This is a genomic window from Nonomuraea sp. NPDC001831 (assembly GCF_042892035.1).
Lineage (GTDB): Bacteria > Actinomycetota > Actinomycetes > Streptosporangiales > Streptosporangiaceae > Nonomuraea.
The window spans coordinates 108,441-124,930 of record NZ_JBIATU010000015.1; the positions used below are offsets into that span (position 1 = coordinate 108,441).

Here is a 16,490-nt window from a genome sequence, read left to right on the forward strand (position 1 = left end):
CATGACTCAGGTGCTGTCGGGAGCGATGCACTACTTCCGGGTCCTTCCCGAGCAGTGGCGGCAGCGCCTGGCCATGCTGCGGGCCATGGGCCTGGACACCGTCGAGACGTACGTGGCCTGGAACCTGCACGAGCCGCGGCCCGGCCGCTTCGACTTCACCGGCCGGGCCGACCTGGGCCGCTTCCTGGACCTGGCGGCCGAGGAGGGGCTGCGGGCGATCGTGCGGCCGGGGCCCTACATCTGCGCGGAATGGGACAACGGCGGCCTGCCCTGGTGGCTGCTCGCCGACCGGGACGCCCGGCTGCGCTGCCACGACGAGACCTTCCTCGGCCACGTCGGGCGCTTCTTCGACGAGGTGATCCCGATCGTCGCCGCCCGGCAGGTCACCCGCGGCGGCAACGTGATCATGGTCCAGGTGGAGAACGAGTACGGCTCCTACGGCTCCGACCGGCGCTACCTGGCGTGGCTGGCCGACGGGCTGCGCAAGCGCGGCCTGGACGTCCCGCTGTTCACCTCCGACGGCGCGATCGACCACATGCTCTCCGGCGGCGCCCTGCCGGGCGTGCGGGCGACGGTGAACTTCGGCTCCGACCCCGAAGGCTCCTTCGCCGAGCTGGCCCGCTTCCGGCCCGAGGACCCGCCGGCGTGCATGGAGTTCTGGAACGGCTGGTTCGACCACTGGGGCGACACCCACACCACCCGGGACGCCGCCGAGGTGGCCGGCATCCTGGAACGCATGCTGGCCGCGGGCGCGTCGGTCAACCTCTACATGGCCCACGGCGGCACCAACTTCGGCACCTGGGCCGGCGCCAACCTGGGCGGCGACCTGCAGGACGGCGCATACCAGCCGACCGTCACCTCCTACGACTACGACGCCCCGATCGACGAGCGGGGCGCGCCGACCGAGAAGTTCTGGGCGTTCAGGAAGGTGCTGGCCGCCCACCGGGAGGGCCAGGTGCCCGAGCCGGCGCCGCTGCCGCCGACGCTGCCGGCCGGCGCCGTCGAGCTGACGCAGTCGTTGCGGCTGTTCGACGCGCTCCCGCCGGTCGCGGGCCGCTCGGCGCGCCCGCCGACGTTCGAGGAGCTCGGGCTGGCCCACGGCCTGGTGCTGTACCGGGCCACCGTGCACGGGCCGCGGGGTCCGTACGAGCTGCACGTCGACGGCCTGGCCGACCGGGCTCACCTGTTCGTGGACGGCGAGCCGGTGGCGGTGCTCGAACGGGACGGGCTGACCGGCGTGCCCGTCGCGGTGCCCGGCCCGTCGGCGGTGGTGGAGCTGCTGGTCGAGTCGATGGGCCGGGTCAACTACGGCCCCCGGCTGGGCGACCGCAAGGGCATCGTCGGCGGCGTGCGGCACGAGCGGCAGTACGTGCACGACTGGGAGGCCGTGCCCATCCCGCTGGACGATGTGTCCGGGCTGCCGTGGGGCCGTACCGGCGCGACGACCGGGCCCGTCTTCCACCGCGGCACGCTCACCGTGGCCGAGCCGCGCGACGCCTACCTCGCCCTGCCCGGCTGGACCAAGGGGTACGTCTGGGTCAACGGGTTCTGCCTGGGCCGCTACTGGGACCGGGGCCCCCAGCGCACCCTCTACCTGCCGTGGCCGCTGCTGCGCGCGGGCGGCAACGAGCTCGTCGTCCTCGAACTGGACGGCTGCCGGGCGCCGGTCGTGGAGATCCGGGAGGAGGCCGGCCTTGGGTAACCCGTGCCCGGTCGTCGTCCCCCGGCTGCAGCAGTGGGACGGCGGCGCCGGCGTGCTCCCCCGGGCCGCGCTGGCCAGGGTCGTGAGCGACGAGACCGCCCTGCGCGACCGGCTGGCCCGGGAGATCGGGCAGGTCACCGGCCTGACCCTGGCCGCGGCCGGCGGGCCGGCGGGCGCCGGTGACGTCGTCCTGACCCTCGATCCGGCCCTGACGTGCGAGGCGGGCGGCGCCCGCTTCGCCGAGGAGGGCTACCTGCTCGCCGTCACCGGCGAGCAGGTGCGGATCTCCGCGCCCACGCCCACCGGCCTGTTCTACGGCACGCGCAGCCTGCTGCAGATCCTGCGCACCGCCGCCGACCTGCCGGTGGGCGCCGCCGCCGACTGGCCCGACTACCCGGTGCGCGGCTTCATGCTGGACGTGGGCCGCCGCTTCTTCACGCCGCGCTTCATCCGCGAGCAGCTGGCCGTCATGGGCTGGTTCAAGCTCAACGAGCTGCAGCTCCACCTCAACGACAACGGCTTCCTGGCCCCTGACGGCACCTGGTCGCAGGTGCAGGCGGGCTTCCGGCTGGTGCCGGAGGATCCCGCGCTGGCCGGGCTGGCCTCGGCCGACGGCGCCTACGACCGGGCGGACTGGGACTCCTTCGAGGAGGCGGCGGCGGCCGAGGGCGTCACCCTCGTCCCCGAGATCGACGCGCCCGCCCACTCGCTGGCGTTCGTCCGGTTCCGTCCCTCGATCGGGCTGGGCGACGACCACCTGGACCTGTCGAAGCCGGAGGCCACGCAGTTCGTCAAGGACGTGTTCACCGAGTTCGTCCCCTGGTTCCGCGGCCCGCACGCGCACTTCGGGGCCGACGAGTACCTGGCCGACGAGCCGCGCTACCGGGAGTTCTTCAACGCGATGGCGGCCCACCTGCGGGCGCTGGGCAAACGTCCGCGCGCGTGGGGCAGCCTGACCAGGATGGCGGGCGGCGTCCCCGAGGGCTACGACCGGGACGTGGTGATCAACTGCTGGGCCACCGTCTGGTACGGCCCGCACGAGGCCGGGCGGGACGGCTACTCCTTCGTCAACACCAGCGACTCCCTGCTCTACATCGTCCCGGCCGCCACCTACTACCACCCCGACGGCCTGGACGGCGAGTACCTGTACGACCACTGGGCGCCGCACGTCTTCCCCGACGGCCAGAGCGTCGCCCCCGGCGATCCGCGGCTGCTGGGCGCCATGTCGGCGGTGTGGAACGACATCACCGCGGCGCCCTACACCGAGGACGACGTGCGGGACCTGGTCGAGCCCACCTTCGCCGTCCTGGCCCAGAAGATGTGGAGCGGCGCGGGGGGCATGCCGTACCGCGCCTTCATGGACGCCGTGCGGGAGGCCGGCGGGCCGGCGCGCCCGTAGCGGTGGGGGGCGGGTTCCCTCAGGGATGGACGGCGGGCACGATGCGCCAGTCCCGCTGGAAGACGAGGTTGTGCAGGTCGGCGGCGGCGATGGCGCGCAGGACGGGGACGAGCTCCGCCGCCTGCGCCGCGTCCGCGACGTTGAGCGGCCACTCCCCGACGGTGGCGCCCCGCAGGTGCGGATGGTGGAAGCCGGCGCCGTAGTGGGCGGTCAGGGTGATCGGCGTGAGGCCGGCCGCCCGTTGCGTCGGCCATGACAACGTCCAGGAGGCGAAACTGCCGCCCGCGGCGTCGGCCCGGGTGCCGGTGGCCTCGACGGCGCCGGCGCCCAGCAGGAGGTGCCGGTCGAACTCGGCCAGCACCTGCCGGGCGGGCGCGTCGAGGAGTTCGGCGGCCCGGCGGAAGGCGTCCTGCTTGCCCTGGCGGGTGACGTGCCCGGCGTGGGTGCCGTCGCGCAGGTCGGCGAAGTGGCGGACGAGCGCCTCAAGGGGGGCGGGGGGAAGGTTCATCGGTGGTCCTCTCGATGGTCGGACGGGCCCGGCCCGCGCAGAGCCCGCGCGAGCAGCCGGAGAAGGGGACGGTCGGGGCGCAGCACGTCGCCGTGGACGGTGCCCGGCGGGCGGAGCAGCCGCACCGGGACGCCGTCCGCGCGCAGCCGTCGCGCGTAGGACTCGACGTCGTCGTGCACGGGGTCGTCGCGGCCGACGGCCAGGACGGCGGGGGCGACGCCGGCCAGGGTGGCCGCCTCCCAGTGCGTCGTGTGCAGGCGGGTGCCGTCGGCGTCGCGGACGGCGGCCGGCCGGTCGCCGCGCCAGGCCCGCCAGGCCCGGCGCAGCGGCTCCGCCTGCGGGAACGCCGCCGGCGAGCGGTGGTAGGACGCGCCGGCGCAGGCGGGGTCGAACGGCGGGTAGGCCAGCACCTGCGCGGCCAGCGGCAGGCCGCGGTCCCGGGCGGCCAGGGCGGCGACGGCGGCGATCGTGCCGCCCGCGCTGTCGCCGCCCACCGCGAGCGGGAGCCCGGCCGCCCGGCCGTGGGCCCAGCCGAGGGCGGCGAGGACGTCCTGCACGGCGCCGGGGTGGCGGTGGCGCGGCGCGAGCCGGTAGTCGACGCTGATCACCGCCCAGCCGGACCAGGCGGCCAGCGCCGCGGTGGCGTCGTGCCAGCCGGCGGCCGAGCCGCGCTGCCAGCTGCCGCCGTGCGCCCAGACCAGCAGTCCGGCGGGCGGCAGGTCCTGCGGCCGATGGACGCGGACCGGCACGGGAGGCGAGCCGGGCAGGACGAGAGGTGACCACGACGGCTCCCGGCGTCCGCCGGTCTCGGCGATCACCGTGCCGCTGGGCTGAAGGTCCATGATGTGCTCCGCGAGGACGGGGACGGCGGGTCAGGCGTGCGCGCGGTCGCGCCGGCCGCGCAGGAAGATCGCCGCGACCAGGACGCCGACCAGGACGAGCGCCGCGTTGACCGCGATCGCGACGGTGACCCGCAAACGGTTCTTTAGTTCCGTTAAGATGCGAGAACAGTAGCACCGAAACCGACGCTAAGGGAACTCTGGTTCCGATAAGGCTTCGATCGAGGAGGAGTCCGCATGGCCGCCGTCCCACCGCCGGGTGCCGTCCGTCCTGGGGGGCGTACCGCCCGCGTCCGCGAGGCCGTCCTGCTGGCCGCCGGCGACACCCTGGTCGAGAAGGGCTTCGCCGGGCTCGACCTCGCCGACATCGCCCGCCTCGCGGAGGTCGGCAAGACCACCGTCTACCGCCGCTGGGGCACGCCCGGCGCGCTCGCCGCCGACCTCCTCAAGGACATGGCGGAGACCTCGCTGCCCCGCGCCCGCAACGGCGACGTGCGGGCGGACCTGCGCGACAACGCGCGCCTGGTCGTGAAGACCCTCACCGACCCCCGCCAGGGACGCCTGTTCAAGGCGCTGATCGCCGCCTCGCTCTGCGACGGGGAGGCCGCCCGGGCGCTGCAGCGGTTCTACGCCGTCCGCATCGAGGAGTGGGCCGGCTGCGTCACCGACGCCGTCGCGCGCGGCGAGCTGCCGCCCGGCACCGACCCGCGCCGGGTGATCGCCGCCGTGTCCGCGCCCCTGTACTACGCCCTGCTCAACACCGGGGAGGCCCTCGACGAGGCCGCCGCCGACCGGGCCGCCGCGGCGGCGCTGGCGGCTGCCCGTGCCGGGGCCCTGTGAGCCTTGTCAGATCCTGAGCTCGGCGTAGACGGTGTCGAGGTAGGCGGCGAAGTCCGCGGTGTACTCCCGGTACCGCCCGCGCCAGCGCTCCAGGTCGGCGGCCGACACCGAGGAGCCGAGCACCGCCGTCAGGTGGGCGATGAGGAAGGTGTCGTCCTGGCCGGCCTCGAACCGCACCCGGCTCTCGACGATCTCGAACCGGCGCATGAGGTCGAGGCGGAGCAGCTGGTAGAGGAAGGACTCGGCGGCGAACCTGAGGGACTCCGGCATCTCCTTCGAGATCGACTGCGGGCCGTGGTACCAGGAGAGGTAGACGGCGTCGTCGAAGATCTCGAACCGGTAGGTCGCGGTGTCCTCGATGTAGGCCAGGTCCACCGGGCAGATGTGCCGGTAGTCGAACAGCGCGACCGTGCTCATGATGAGCTCCTCGCGCAGCTCCTCCGACAGGGTGGAGTTGTCCTTGCCCGCCAGCCTGGCCCAGGTGGTCCGGTCGGTGGCGCGGCGCGAGATGGCCAGCCGGTCGCCGGGGTTGAGCATCGCGACCCGGACCTGGTGGGGGAAGTGGCGGGACCTGGCCAGCCGGGCCGACACGTAGCGGGCGCTCGGGCCGCAGAAGGCGTAGAAGCCGGTGGCCTCCAGGCTCGTGGTCACGTCCTTGTTGAAGGCGTCCCCGTACGTGCCGTCCACCGGGTCGAAGGACGGGTAGACGGCCGTCGGCATGAAGCCCTTGTGCATCGAGGCCACCTCGGTGCGCAGCCCCGTGGCCAGGTCGTCCAGGTGCTGGGCGATGTTCTCCTCCATGCTGCGCTGCTGCACCTGGGAGCTCAGGACGGAGAACACGACGGCGAAGGCGACGGACGCGATCAGGTTGAGGCCGATCGAGGAGAGCACCGCCGCCCTGGTGAGGGCCGGGTCGAAGAAGACCATGAGCACCGCGGCGAGCAGGGTCACCGCACAGGAGAGGCCGAAGGCGTACCAGCTCAGGGTGTTGCGAAGCTTGCGCGGGGGCGTTGACATGCAGAGATCTCGCTTCGTCGCCGAGTGTCGCCACGATCCCCGATCCCGTTCCATGCTAACCGCGCCGGCGGCCCGGCGCGGAGTGCCCGGAAGCGTGCCGGCCGAATATGATCATGCGCATCGCCGCCTTCCTCCGGGCCGTCGCCCGCCACCGCTACGGGCGTCCGGCCGCCGTCGCCGTCGCGCTCTACCTGACCGCCGCCGCCGTCGCCGCCTGGTACGACGGCGGGCGGTGGTTCGTCGCCGTCGCGACGGCCGGCGTCCGGCCGTGGGATGGCGAGGCGCGGCTCCTGCCCGCGGCGATCTGCGTGCTCAACGCGTGGGCGCTGTGGCAGATCCTGCGCGGGCCCGTCCGGGCGGGCGCCGGGGCGTTGCCGCGTGACGTGGTGTGGCTGCGGCGCCTGCTCTACGCGGACGTGGCCGGCGACCTGCTGCTCTGGGACCTCCTCGACCGCCTGTCCGGCCTCGCGGAGTACGTCGCGCGCTGGGCGGTGTGGGCCGCCACCATGCTGCTGCTGGTGCGGGTGCTCACCGGGGTCACGGCCCGGTTCCGGATGATCGCGCTCGGGCTCGGCCTGGCCGGGGTGCTGGGGGCGGCGTTGCGGCCGTTCGCCGCGATCCCGCTGCTGTGGCTGTCGGTCCCGCTGGCGCTGGCGACCCTCGCCTGCAGGGCGATGATCATCGCCGGCCAGGGACGCGACGGCCGGTTCGGCGCCGTCACGCTCGCCGTCGGCTGGACGGCCCTGCTGGTGCCGCAGGCGTACTCACTCCTCCAGGCCGGGCGGCTGACGTTCGACGGCCTGTCGCTCGTCGTGCAGGCACTCGACGGGCTGCTCGTCGTATGGGCGGCGCGCACCGCGCACGAACTCGCCGTGCCCCGCCAGGACGCCCCCGTGGCCGGAGCCGGGTGGGCGCCGCGGCTGCTCGCCGCCGCCGCGGTCCTGCTCGTGCTGCCGATGGCGGTCGTCGGCGCGGAGCGGGACGCCCGGCTCACCTACACGGCCGCGGACGAGGGCTGCCGCGACCGGCTCCGGCCCGCGACCGGCCTCGACGCAGAGGAGCGGCGGCGGTCGTTCCTCTGCCTGGCCAGGAGCGACACCTTCGCCGCGGGCACGATGTTCCCCGGACGGCTGCCCGACCAGCGCGTCCTGGCCTACGGCGGACAGCTGTGCGCGCTGCCCGGCGACCAGGAACGGCTCGCGCTGCACGGGCGGGCCGGCGGCATGGGGGACGCCATCGAGCTGGCCGCGGCCCTGGAGTACCTGTGCCCCGGCATCGTCGCCCGGCAGACCGCCGACGCCGACCGCCGCCAGGCCGAGCACGACCTCCAGGAGGCCAGGTGGAAGGCCGAGGCGAACGCCCGGTGCACCGACCCGTGGCCCCGGGTGCGGGCCAGGCGGCAGGGCACGGCCGCGTACATGTTGTTCGAGGGCGGCGGCTACGCCGTCTTCGACGATCGCGACGACAGCGCGGGCGACCCCGGTGACATCTTCGACAGCGGCGAGGAGGCCGCCGACGTCTTCGACGCCGCCGAGGACGGGTTCATCGACGCCGCGGGCAGCGGCGCCGCCATCGTGACCGCCGAGGAGAACGCGCCGATGTGCCTGACGGTCAAGGCGTTCGACCGCGCCCCGCCGCTGCGGCTCGCCGGCTGGGACCGGGTGGTCGAGGTGGGCATCGCCAGCCGCAGCGGCCGCCTGGTGGTGCCGGCCTACCCCGAGGGCGGCGACAGCGGGGCGGCCGGGCCGCTGCCCAGCCTGGCCGTCGCCGGTCCCGGCCGCTACCGGCTGCGCGTGCACGCCCGCACGGTGCCCTGGGACGAGGACGACCCCGACGCGCCGCTGGAGGAGCACCTGATCGTGGTCTATCCCGGCCGCTCGACGGAGAAGGTCGTCCACCGCCCGCGCGGCTGACCTCGCCGGATCCGGGCGTCGTGGGTGAACGTCGGCGCCGTGTCGCAATCACGACATGGCAGACAAACGGCACGGGTGACACCTGGCGCTCCGCGCATCCGATCACCCACTCTCGTGTGCACTGGTTGTTGCTACGAGAGGTTTCACCCCCATGCACTGGTCCGCCCATGTGACGGTGGCAGGAGTCACCACGGCCGCCCTGTTGAGCTCCCCCTTAGCGGCGGCCTCGGCCGCGGCCGAGCCCGACGGCGGGAGCGTCCACCGCGTCACGCTGATCACCGGGGACGTGGTGACCGTCAGGCAGGCCGAGCCGGGCAGGCAGGCGGTGGAGGTGAAGCCGGGGCCGGGCCGCGAGCGGATGGCGTTCAGCACCACCGAGGAGAACGGCGAGCTGCGCGTCCTGCCCAAGGACGTCGTGCCCCTCCTGGCGGCCAAGCGGCTGGACCCGGCCCTGTTCTCGGTCACCCGGCTGATCGCCCAGGGGTACGACGACGCCAGGTCGGACAAGCTGCCGCTGCTGTTCCTCTACGACGGCGCCGCGCCGAAGAGCGCGTCCGCACCCGAGCTGGAGAGCGTCAACGGCCGGGCGGTCGCCGCCGACAAACGCACGATCGGCGGGTTGTGGAAGTCGCTCGACGGGCAGCGGGCCACGCTGTCGCAGGGCGTGTCGAAGATCTGGCTGGACGCCAAGGTCAAGGCCACCCTCGACCACAGCGTGCCGCAGGTGGGCGCGCCGGAGGCGTGGCAGGCCGGGTTCGACGGCAAGGGCGTCAAGGTCGCCGTGCTGGACACCGGCGTCGACGTCACCCACCCCGACCTGGCCGGACGCGTCAAGCAGAGCAAGGTGTTCACCGGCGAGCCGAGCGTCCGGGACGGCAACGGGCACGGCACCCACGTCGCCGCCACCATCGCCGGCGGCGACGGCCGGAAGGGCGTCGCCCCCGGCGCCGAGCTGATGGTCGGCAAGGTGCTCGGCGACGACGGCTCGGGCACCCTGTCCGGCGTCATCGAGGGCATGGAGTGGGCCGCCGCCGAAGGCGCGTCGGTGATCAGCATGAGCCTCGGCGGCAGCCCGACCGACGGCACCGACCCGCTCAGCGAGGCCGTGAACACCCTCACCGAGCGCACCGGCGCCCTGTTCGTGGTCGCCGTGGGCAACGACGGCGCGGCCTACTCCATCGGCACGCCCGGCGCGGCCACCTCGGCGCTGACCGTCGGCGCGGTGGACGGCAAGGACGCGCTCGCGGAGTTCTCCAGCCGCGGCCCGCGCCTGGACGACGCGCCCAAACCCGACCTGACCGCCCCCGGCGTGGCCATCGTCGCGGCCCGCGCGGCGGGCACCAGCATGGGCGAGCCGGTGGACGAGCGTTACACGGCCGCGTCCGGCACCTCGATGGCCACGCCGCACGTCGCCGGGGCCGCCGCGATCGTCAAGCAGCGCCACCCCGCCTGGACGGCCAGGCAGATCAAGGACGCGCTGATCGGCTCGGCCAAGCCCGTCCCCGGCCAGCAGATCGACGACGCCGGCGCCGGCCGCCTGGACGTGGCCCGCGCGGTGCGCCAGGGCGTGACCGCGACCGGCGTGGTCGACCTCGGCAAGCACCAGCAGGACCAGGGCCCCGCCACGGCCGAGGGCACCATCACCTACGCCAACGGCACGGCCGCCCCCGTCACGCTGGAGCTGGCCGCCACCCTCGACAAGGCCGAGCTCAGCGCCAGATCCGTGACGGTCCCGGCGGGCGGCACCGCCGACGTCAAGGTCACGGTGGACCTGGCCGAGCTCTCCTTCGGCCGGTACGGCGGGCTGGTCACCGCCACGGCGGGCGCGGAGCAGGTGCACACCACGCTGGCGCTGACCTGGAAGGGACCGCAGCACAAGGTCCGCTTCACCGCCGTCGACGCCGCGGGCAGGCCGACCGGCGCCGACACGCTGTCGATGTTCGGCGCGTCGCAGCAGGATGACCTGTTCACCTGGCTGCCCCAGGAAGGGCTGACCGTGGAGGTGTCGGAGGGCACCTACATGACGCAGTCGCTCAACCTGGGCGGCGGCTGGGGCCGCACCCACCCGCGGGACGGCATGGTCGTCATCCCCGAGCTCAAGGTCGACCGCGACCTGGACGTGGTGCTCGACCTCCGCAAGACCACCCCGGTGACCATCAGAACCAGGGAGCCCGCCGAGCAGGTGGGCATCTACACCTACTTCACCCATCGCGCGTTCGGCTCGCGCAAGATCTCCCAGGGCGTCATGAACTTCGACGTCATCGAGGGGCTCAACGTCTCACCGACCCAGCCCGTTCGGGACGGCTCGTTCGAGTTCGCCTCGCGCTGGCAGCTCGTCGCGCCGAAGCTCACCGCCCGCGTGCCCGGCTCGGGCGAGCCGTACCCGATGGGCTTCCTGGGCGGGTCGCCGGGCGTGGACGGGCGGCACATGTGGCGGCTGGCCGACGGGGTCGCCGGGTCCAAGGGCAAGGCCGCGGTCATCCGCAGCCAGGACATCGACTGGTCCGACCCGTCCGGGGCCGCGATCAAGGCGGGCGCGGTCGCCGTGATCCTGGTGCTGTCCCCCGACGACGCGTTCGGCCACGACTGGAAGCCGGTCGGGGCCGACCTGCCGATCCCGGCGCTGGTGGTCGCCGGCGACGACGGGCAGCGGATGCTGGAGCGGATGCGGAAGGGCAACGCCAAGCTGGAGGTCACCGGGCAGATGGACTCGCCCTACCTCTACGACGTCATGCAGGTCTCCGGCGGCCGGGTGCCGGACAAGATCGTGCACGAGGTGAACGACGGCAACACCGCCCGGGTCACCACGACATATGCCGACAACGGCGGCTTCGGCTGGGCCAAGGAACAGCGCTTCGGCTGGCGTCCCTGGCAGTCGTACGCGCTGGGCCAGCAGATGGAGACCCAGCGGATCGTCAGGACCCCGCTGCGCCGCACCGAGTACGTCAGCGCCGACGGCTCCTACTGGCAGCACCTCGTCAACCACCAGTACGTCTGGGACGAGATGGGCCGCCTGCTCGACGGCATGACCGAGCAGCCGCGCACCTACCAGCCCGGCGCGCGGATCAGCGAGAGCTGGCACGCCCCGGTGGTCCGCCCGGCGATCCCCGGCTGGCTCAAGCCGTCCACCCGGGAGGGCGACACGATGGAGATCCGCGTCCCCGAGTTCGTGGACTCCTCCGGGCACGTCTCCCGCGCGGGCGTCGACAACGACACCTCCTCGGCCCGGTTCTTCCGCGACGGCACGCTGGTGGCCGAGCGCGACGCCGCCTGGGGCGCGTTCCCCGCGGCGCCGCAGGAGGCCGCCTACCGGCTGGAGCTGTCCACCAGCCGCACCTCGCAGGAGTGGACGACGGCCGTCGCGACCGAGACAGCCTGGACGTTCCGCTCCAAGCCGGGCGACCGGGTGCTGCCGCTGCTGCAGGTCGACTATGACGTGCGCCCGGAGCGCCCGGGTCTGGTGGGCTTCGCCGTACGGCATCAGGAGGGCGTGACCGGGGCGCGCGCCAAGGACCTGAAGCTGGAGCTGTCCTACGACGACGGCGCGACGTGGCGGCGGCAGCCGGTGATCGCGCTCGGCGGCGGCCGCTACGACGCGATCGTGCTGCGCCCGCACCCGTCGCTGCGGGTCACCGCCACCGACTCGGCCGGCAACACGGTCCAGCAGACGGTGATCAGGGCCTACTGATCGGTCAGAGCCAGTTCTCGCGGGCGGCGTGCCAGGCCAGTTGCATCCGGGTCTGCGCACCCGCCCGCTCCATCAGGTAGGCGATCCTGCGCTGCACCGTCCGCTGGGAGATCTTGAGCTGGGTGGCGATCGACTTGTCCGGGACGCCGGCGACCAGCAGCGACAGCAGGTAGAGGTGGTCGGCGTCGAGCGGGCTGCCCGGGTTGGTGAGGCTGACCGGGGTGGCCCGCTCCCACAGGCTCTCGAACAGGGCCTTGAGGGCGTCGAGCAGGCTGCTGGGCCGGATCAGCGCGGCGGTGAGCTGGGTCAGGCCGTCGGTGTGCTGGATGAGCGGGAGCACGCCGAGCTCGCCGTCCGCGATGAGCATCCGTACCGGCAGGACGGGCAGCGCGCGGGCCTGCTCCCCCAGCGTGATGCCGTCGGCGAGGTTGACCAGCATGCCGGGTTCCTCCAGCAACGCCCCTTCGTAGATGACGCGGTAGCCGACGCCGCGCCGCAGCGCCGCGAGCTCCTCGTCGTTCTCCTGCGAGCTCATCGCCACGTGCCCGGCCCGGCACAGGCTGAGCACCTCGTGCCGGGCGCCGTCCTGCAGCAGCCGGAGCTGCTCGCGCAGCGCCGCCCGGCTGGTGATCACCTCGATGAGCTGCGCGGCCTCGCGCCGCCTGGCGTGCGCCAGGTACTCCCCCGTGAGCTGTTCCATGGCGTGCCGGGCCCGGTCGACCTCGGCCTGCCGCCGGTGCAGCCGGGCCGCGAGCGCGACGTCGGGGGCGACCGCGGTGAACCGGCCGGGCTCGCCCGGGACGGCTCGCGCCAGGCCCTTGGCCAGCAGCGAGCCGAGCGCCTGCCGCGCCACCTCGGCCGCCACGCCCAGTTCCTCGGCCAGGGCGTCGGACTCCACCTCGGTGGTCCTGACCAGCAGCCGGTAGGCGGCCTCCTCCTCCGCGCCCAGCCCCGCCGCGCTCAGCACGTGCCGCACACGGCCCGATCCAGATTCACCCGGCCATTGTAGGGAGCGGCCGCCGGGGCGGTGCCGGCGTCCGTCACGTCACGAGTTCGGTGCGCGGTTCGCGGCTGCCGTCGGGGAAGCGGGATCGCCGGGCAGTGGCGGCACTGCTCACGTACGGAAACTTCCCTGCCATACTCGGTGATCGGGATCCGGCACCCATGGCGAAAGGGCGACATGACGGCACGATCGGCGCGACAGCCCGCTCCTGTCCGCGCGGGCAGGGCGGCGGAGATCCCCACGGCGGGCGCGTCCGCCGGGCGTGGACGGTCGTCGTGACCGCGGGCGTCGACGTGCCCGACGGGCGCGGCCGTACCGGCCTGGACCAGGCGGGACGCGACCTGACCGGCAACCCCCGGGTGCGGGTGCGCGACGTGCGGCTGCTGGCCTGCAACTGGTACGTGCTGCGCACCACCACCTTCGACTACCGGCACGCCGACGGCCACTGGAGCACCCAGCAGCGGGAGACCTACGACCGCGGCAACGGCGCCACCGTGCTGCTGTACGACCCCGACCGCCGCACCGTCCTGCTGACCCGGCAGTTCCGCTATCCCGCCTACGTCAACGGGCACCCCGACGGGATGCTCCTGGAGACCGCGGCCGGGCTGCTGGACGACGACGCGCCGGAGGAGGCGATCCGGCGCGAGGCCGCCGAGGAGACCGGCCACGCCATCGGCGAGGTCGAGCCGGTCTTCTCCGTCTACATGAGCCCGGGGTCGGTGACCGAACGCCTGCACTTCTACGCCGCGCCGTACAGCGCCGCGACCCGCACCTCGGCGGGCGGCGGGGTCGCGGCGGAGGGCGAGGACATCGAGGTCGTGGAGCTCGGCTTCGACCACGCCCTCGACCTGGTCGGGCGGGGTGAGATCGCCGACGCCAAAACGATCATGCTGCTGCAGTGGGCGGCGCTGAGCGGCCCCTTCTCCCCCGCCCGCACACCGGACCGGCCCGCGACGCGGCCGTAGGGGCCGTCGCCTCGCGTTTGCGGCGCGCTCCTGCGGGCACAGCGTGCTGACCCAGGAGAACGTGAGTTCGAGGAGAGTCAGCATGAGTCACGGACCGGTGGAGAAGGACCCCGACGAGTGGACGACCGGTGACGAGCCCATGACCGGCCCGCAGGAGTCCTACCTGCACACCCTGGCCAGGGAGGTGGGCAGGGAGGTGCCCGGCGGGCTGAGCAAGGCCGAGGCGTCCCGGTTGATCGACGAGCTGCAAGAGAACAGCGAGCGCCTGCGCGCGTCCGGCAGCCGGCCGGAGGGCACCGGCTGATCCGCCGGGCGCTGCCCCGCGCAGGGGAGGCGGTTCCCTCGCGGGAGGGAGATCCCGGGCGGGCCGCGCGGCCTACCGTGGGCGGCCATGAGATCACTCACACGGCCCGCGCTGCTGGCCGCAGGCTGGACGGCGGCGGCCGCCCTCGTGCTGGTGGCGCCCGGGAACCTGGTCATGCGGCTGGTGTTCGGCAGGCTCGACGACCCCGCGCTGGCCCGGCAGGCGCTGCTCGCCGCGGCGGGGGTGCTGCTGGCGCTGGCGGCCGTCCGCTTCGGGACGCGTACCGCCGCGCGGCCGCCCGGGCGGCGGGCCGACGGGACGGTCCGGCCCGCCCGCTGGGCCAGGGCGGCGACCTGGACGGCGGCCGTCGTGCCGGTGCTCGGCTTCTCGGTCCCGCACCTGCTGTGGGGGCTGGGCCTGCCGCTGGGCGTGGCGGCGGGCTCCCGCGCGGGCCTGGCCGAGCTGGGCGGCTCGGCGGTGTTCTGGGTGCTGCTCGTCGCCGGGCCGGTGGCCGGGGGCCTGCTCACGCTGGGGCTGATCGCCCGATGGGGACAGTTCGTCCCGCGCTGGGTGCCCCTGGCGGGGGGACGGCGGGTGCCGCGCGCGCTCGCGGCGGTCCCGGCGGCGGCCGTGGGCATGCTGGTCGGCCAGTACGGCGCGATGATGACGAGCTGCCTCGCCTTCGGCGTCACCCGCAGGTGCGCGCCCGGCGGCGGGGTCGAGGTCCTGGACGGGAGCTGGGGCTTCGCCGGGACCTACCCGGTCTTCCTGCTCTGGGGGACCTCGCTGCTGGCCGCCGCCGCCGGTTACCTGCACACGACCGCGCGCACGCCGATCAGTGTCTCATGACGTGCCGGCGCTTCGGGGCCTTGCCGTAGCCGAGCAGGCCCATCATGCCCTGCTCCTGGTGGTAGAGGTTGTGGCAGTGGAACATCCACTCGCCGGGGTTGTCGGCGTGCACGTCGATGCTGATCCGCTTGTACGGCATGACGTTCACGGTGTCCTTCCGCGGCCCGCCGCGCTCGGTCGTCCGGACCTGGAAGGTGTGGCCGTGCAGGTGCATCGGGTGCCACATGTGCGTGTCGTTGTGCATGACGATCCGGATCGTCTCGCCCCGGTCGACCCGCAGGCGCAGCGGGTCGTCGCCGAGGTGCCCGTTCATCGGCCACTCGCTGCCGGAGGTGCCCTGACGCCAGCCGAGCGTGACGGTGACGGTCCTGGACGGCGGGCGCAGCTGGTCGCGGCGGCGCGCCTGGAGGTCCTGGTAGACGAGCTGCCGCCGCTGGAGCTCCGGCACGGCGCCGTCCGGTGACGGCGTGCGCGCGCCGGGCGTGGTGCGCACCACCGCGAACGCCCGCCCGGCCTTGCCCTCCGCCATCGCCATCAGCGGGAACGCCCCCGCGTCGAGCGTGGCGACGAAGTCGTAGCGCTCCCCCATGCCGACCACGACCGTGTCCACGGTGACCGGCTTGCACGGGAAACCGTCGGTGTGGGTGATGGTCAGGCGGTGGCCGCCGAGCGCCACCCGGAAGGCGGTGTCGGCGGCCGCGTTGATCACCCGGAACCTGGCGCGCACGCGGGGACGGCTCATGAAGGTGGTGGGATCGTCGGCGGTGCGGCCGTTGACCAGGTAGTACGGGTAACGCGCGTGTCCGGACGTGCCGCCGAGGACGTGGCTGCTCAGCGTGTCGTCGTGCGGGGTGGTGTTCAGGGCGCGCAGCGTGTCGTCGGGCGTGCCGTTGACGCCGTCCTGCCAGTCGTCGAGGACGACCGTGAACTCCTGGTCGTACCCGAGCGCCTCGTACGGGTCCTCCACGATCAGCGGGCCGTACAGGCCGCGGTCGCTCTGCATGCCCACGTGGGAGTGGTAGAAGTAGGTGCCCGGGTCGGGGACGGTGAACACGTAGTCGAACGTCCCGCCGGGCCGGGTCGGGCGCTGCGAGAGGCCGGGCGCGCCGTCCATGTCGGCGGCGATCCTGATGCCGTGCCAGTGCACGGTGGTCGGCGCGGGCAGGTCGTTGACGAGCCTGACCCGTACCGTGCCGCCGGCCGTGGCCCGGATGGTCGGGCCGGGCAGCAGGCCGTCGTAGGCCCAGGTGGACACCGTCCGCCCGCCGAGGGACACGGTGGCGGGCGCGGCCCGCAGCACCCTCCCGCCGGCCGTCCCGGCGGCCCTTCCCGCCGACGGCCCGGCGGACGCGCCGGCGGCGGCCGCCGGAACGGCGCCCAGGGCGGCGAACATGCCGCTGACGAACAACCTGCGGGACACGGTCCCACGCGAATCAGTCACTACGGATCCCCCTCATCCATCT

Annotated in this window: 13 protein-coding genes; 8 read left to right on the forward strand and 5 right to left on the reverse strand. The window is 74.1% G+C overall.

Annotated features, from left to right (window positions below):
- The first annotated feature begins 1 nt into the window (after position 1).
- Both ACFYYW_RS37050 and ACFYYW_RS37055 read left to right on the forward strand, forming a co-directional pair.
- Positions 2 to 1,702 (forward strand): beta-galactosidase family protein, encoded by a 1,701-nt coding sequence (locus tag ACFYYW_RS37050; protein ID WP_387656098.1) that lies wholly within the window; start codon positions 2 to 4, stop codon positions 1,700 to 1,702.
- Positions 1,695 to 3,101, forward strand: coding sequence for a glycoside hydrolase family 20 protein (locus tag ACFYYW_RS37055; protein ID WP_387656100.1), 1,407 nt, complete (start codon positions 1,695 to 1,697; stop codon positions 3,099 to 3,101). The genes ACFYYW_RS37050 and ACFYYW_RS37055 overlap by 8 nt, the downstream gene beginning before the upstream one ends.
- A gap of 19 nt (positions 3,102 to 3,120) precedes the next feature.
- Here ACFYYW_RS37055 and ACFYYW_RS37060 read toward each other — a convergent pair whose 3' ends face one another.
- Positions 3,121 to 3,609 (reverse strand): hypothetical protein, encoded by a 489-nt coding sequence (locus ACFYYW_RS37060; RefSeq protein ID WP_387656103.1) that lies wholly within the window; start codon positions 3,607 to 3,609, stop codon positions 3,121 to 3,123.
- Positions 3,606 to 4,451 (reverse strand): alpha/beta hydrolase, encoded by an 846-nt coding sequence (locus ACFYYW_RS37065; protein ID WP_387656106.1) that lies wholly within the window; start codon positions 4,449 to 4,451, stop codon positions 3,606 to 3,608. The genes ACFYYW_RS37060 and ACFYYW_RS37065 overlap by 4 nt, the downstream gene beginning before the upstream one ends.
- A 234-nt stretch (positions 4,452 to 4,685) precedes the next feature.
- Here ACFYYW_RS37065 and ACFYYW_RS37070 point away from each other — a divergent pair, with 234 nt between their 5' ends.
- Positions 4,686 to 5,288: a TetR-like C-terminal domain-containing protein gene (locus ACFYYW_RS37070; protein WP_387656109.1), complete on the forward strand. Its 603-nt coding sequence runs from the start codon at positions 4,686 to 4,688 to the stop codon at positions 5,286 to 5,288.
- Positions 5,289 to 5,294: 6 nt separating this feature from the next.
- On the opposite strand, the gene ACFYYW_RS37075 is transcribed toward ACFYYW_RS37070, so the two are convergent.
- Positions 5,295 to 6,305, reverse strand: a complete 1,011-nt coding sequence (locus ACFYYW_RS37075) for a hypothetical protein (RefSeq protein ID WP_352330376.1) — start codon at positions 6,303 to 6,305, stop codon at positions 5,295 to 5,297.
- A 113-nt stretch (positions 6,306 to 6,418) separates the two neighbouring features.
- Between ACFYYW_RS37075 and ACFYYW_RS37080 the strand changes: the two genes are divergently transcribed.
- Positions 6,419 to 8,218, forward strand: coding sequence for a hypothetical protein (locus ACFYYW_RS37080; RefSeq protein WP_387656112.1), 1,800 nt, complete (start codon positions 6,419 to 6,421; stop codon positions 8,216 to 8,218).
- A 202-nt stretch (positions 8,219 to 8,420) separates the two neighbouring features.
- Positions 8,421 to 11,906, forward strand: coding sequence for a S8 family serine peptidase (locus ACFYYW_RS37085; RefSeq protein WP_387656115.1), 3,486 nt, complete (start codon positions 8,421 to 8,423; stop codon positions 11,904 to 11,906).
- Between the two features lie 4 nt (positions 11,907 to 11,910).
- Here the strand turns inward: ACFYYW_RS37085 and ACFYYW_RS37090 are convergent, their stop codons facing one another.
- On the reverse strand, positions 11,911 to 12,882 hold the full coding sequence (locus tag ACFYYW_RS37090) for a helix-turn-helix domain-containing protein (protein ID WP_352328209.1): 972 nt from the start codon (positions 12,880 to 12,882) through the stop codon (positions 11,911 to 11,913).
- Positions 12,883 to 13,070: 188 nt separating this feature from the next.
- Here ACFYYW_RS37090 and ACFYYW_RS37095 point away from each other — a divergent pair, with 188 nt between their 5' ends.
- From ACFYYW_RS37095 to ACFYYW_RS37105, 3 genes are all read left to right on the forward strand, one after another.
- Positions 13,071 to 13,874 carry an NUDIX domain-containing protein gene (locus ACFYYW_RS37095; RefSeq protein ID WP_387656118.1) on the forward strand — a complete coding sequence of 268 codons (804 nt, stop codon included), beginning with the start codon at positions 13,071 to 13,073 and terminating at the stop codon, positions 13,872 to 13,874.
- 82 nt (positions 13,875 to 13,956) lie between these two features.
- Positions 13,957 to 14,178, forward strand: a complete 222-nt coding sequence (locus ACFYYW_RS37100) for a DUF3072 domain-containing protein (RefSeq protein ID WP_387656121.1) — start codon at positions 13,957 to 13,959, stop codon at positions 14,176 to 14,178.
- An 87-nt stretch (positions 14,179 to 14,265) separates the two neighbouring features.
- Positions 14,266 to 15,027, forward strand: coding sequence for a hypothetical protein (locus tag ACFYYW_RS37105; protein ID WP_387656124.1), 762 nt, complete (start codon positions 14,266 to 14,268; stop codon positions 15,025 to 15,027).
- On the opposite strand, the gene ACFYYW_RS37110 is transcribed toward ACFYYW_RS37105, so the two are convergent.
- Positions 15,014 to 16,447, reverse strand: coding sequence for a multicopper oxidase family protein (locus ACFYYW_RS37110; protein ID WP_387656126.1), 1,434 nt, complete (start codon positions 16,445 to 16,447; stop codon positions 15,014 to 15,016). The genes ACFYYW_RS37105 and ACFYYW_RS37110 overlap by 14 nt on opposite strands.
- Positions 16,448 to 16,490 lie beyond the last annotated feature (43 nt).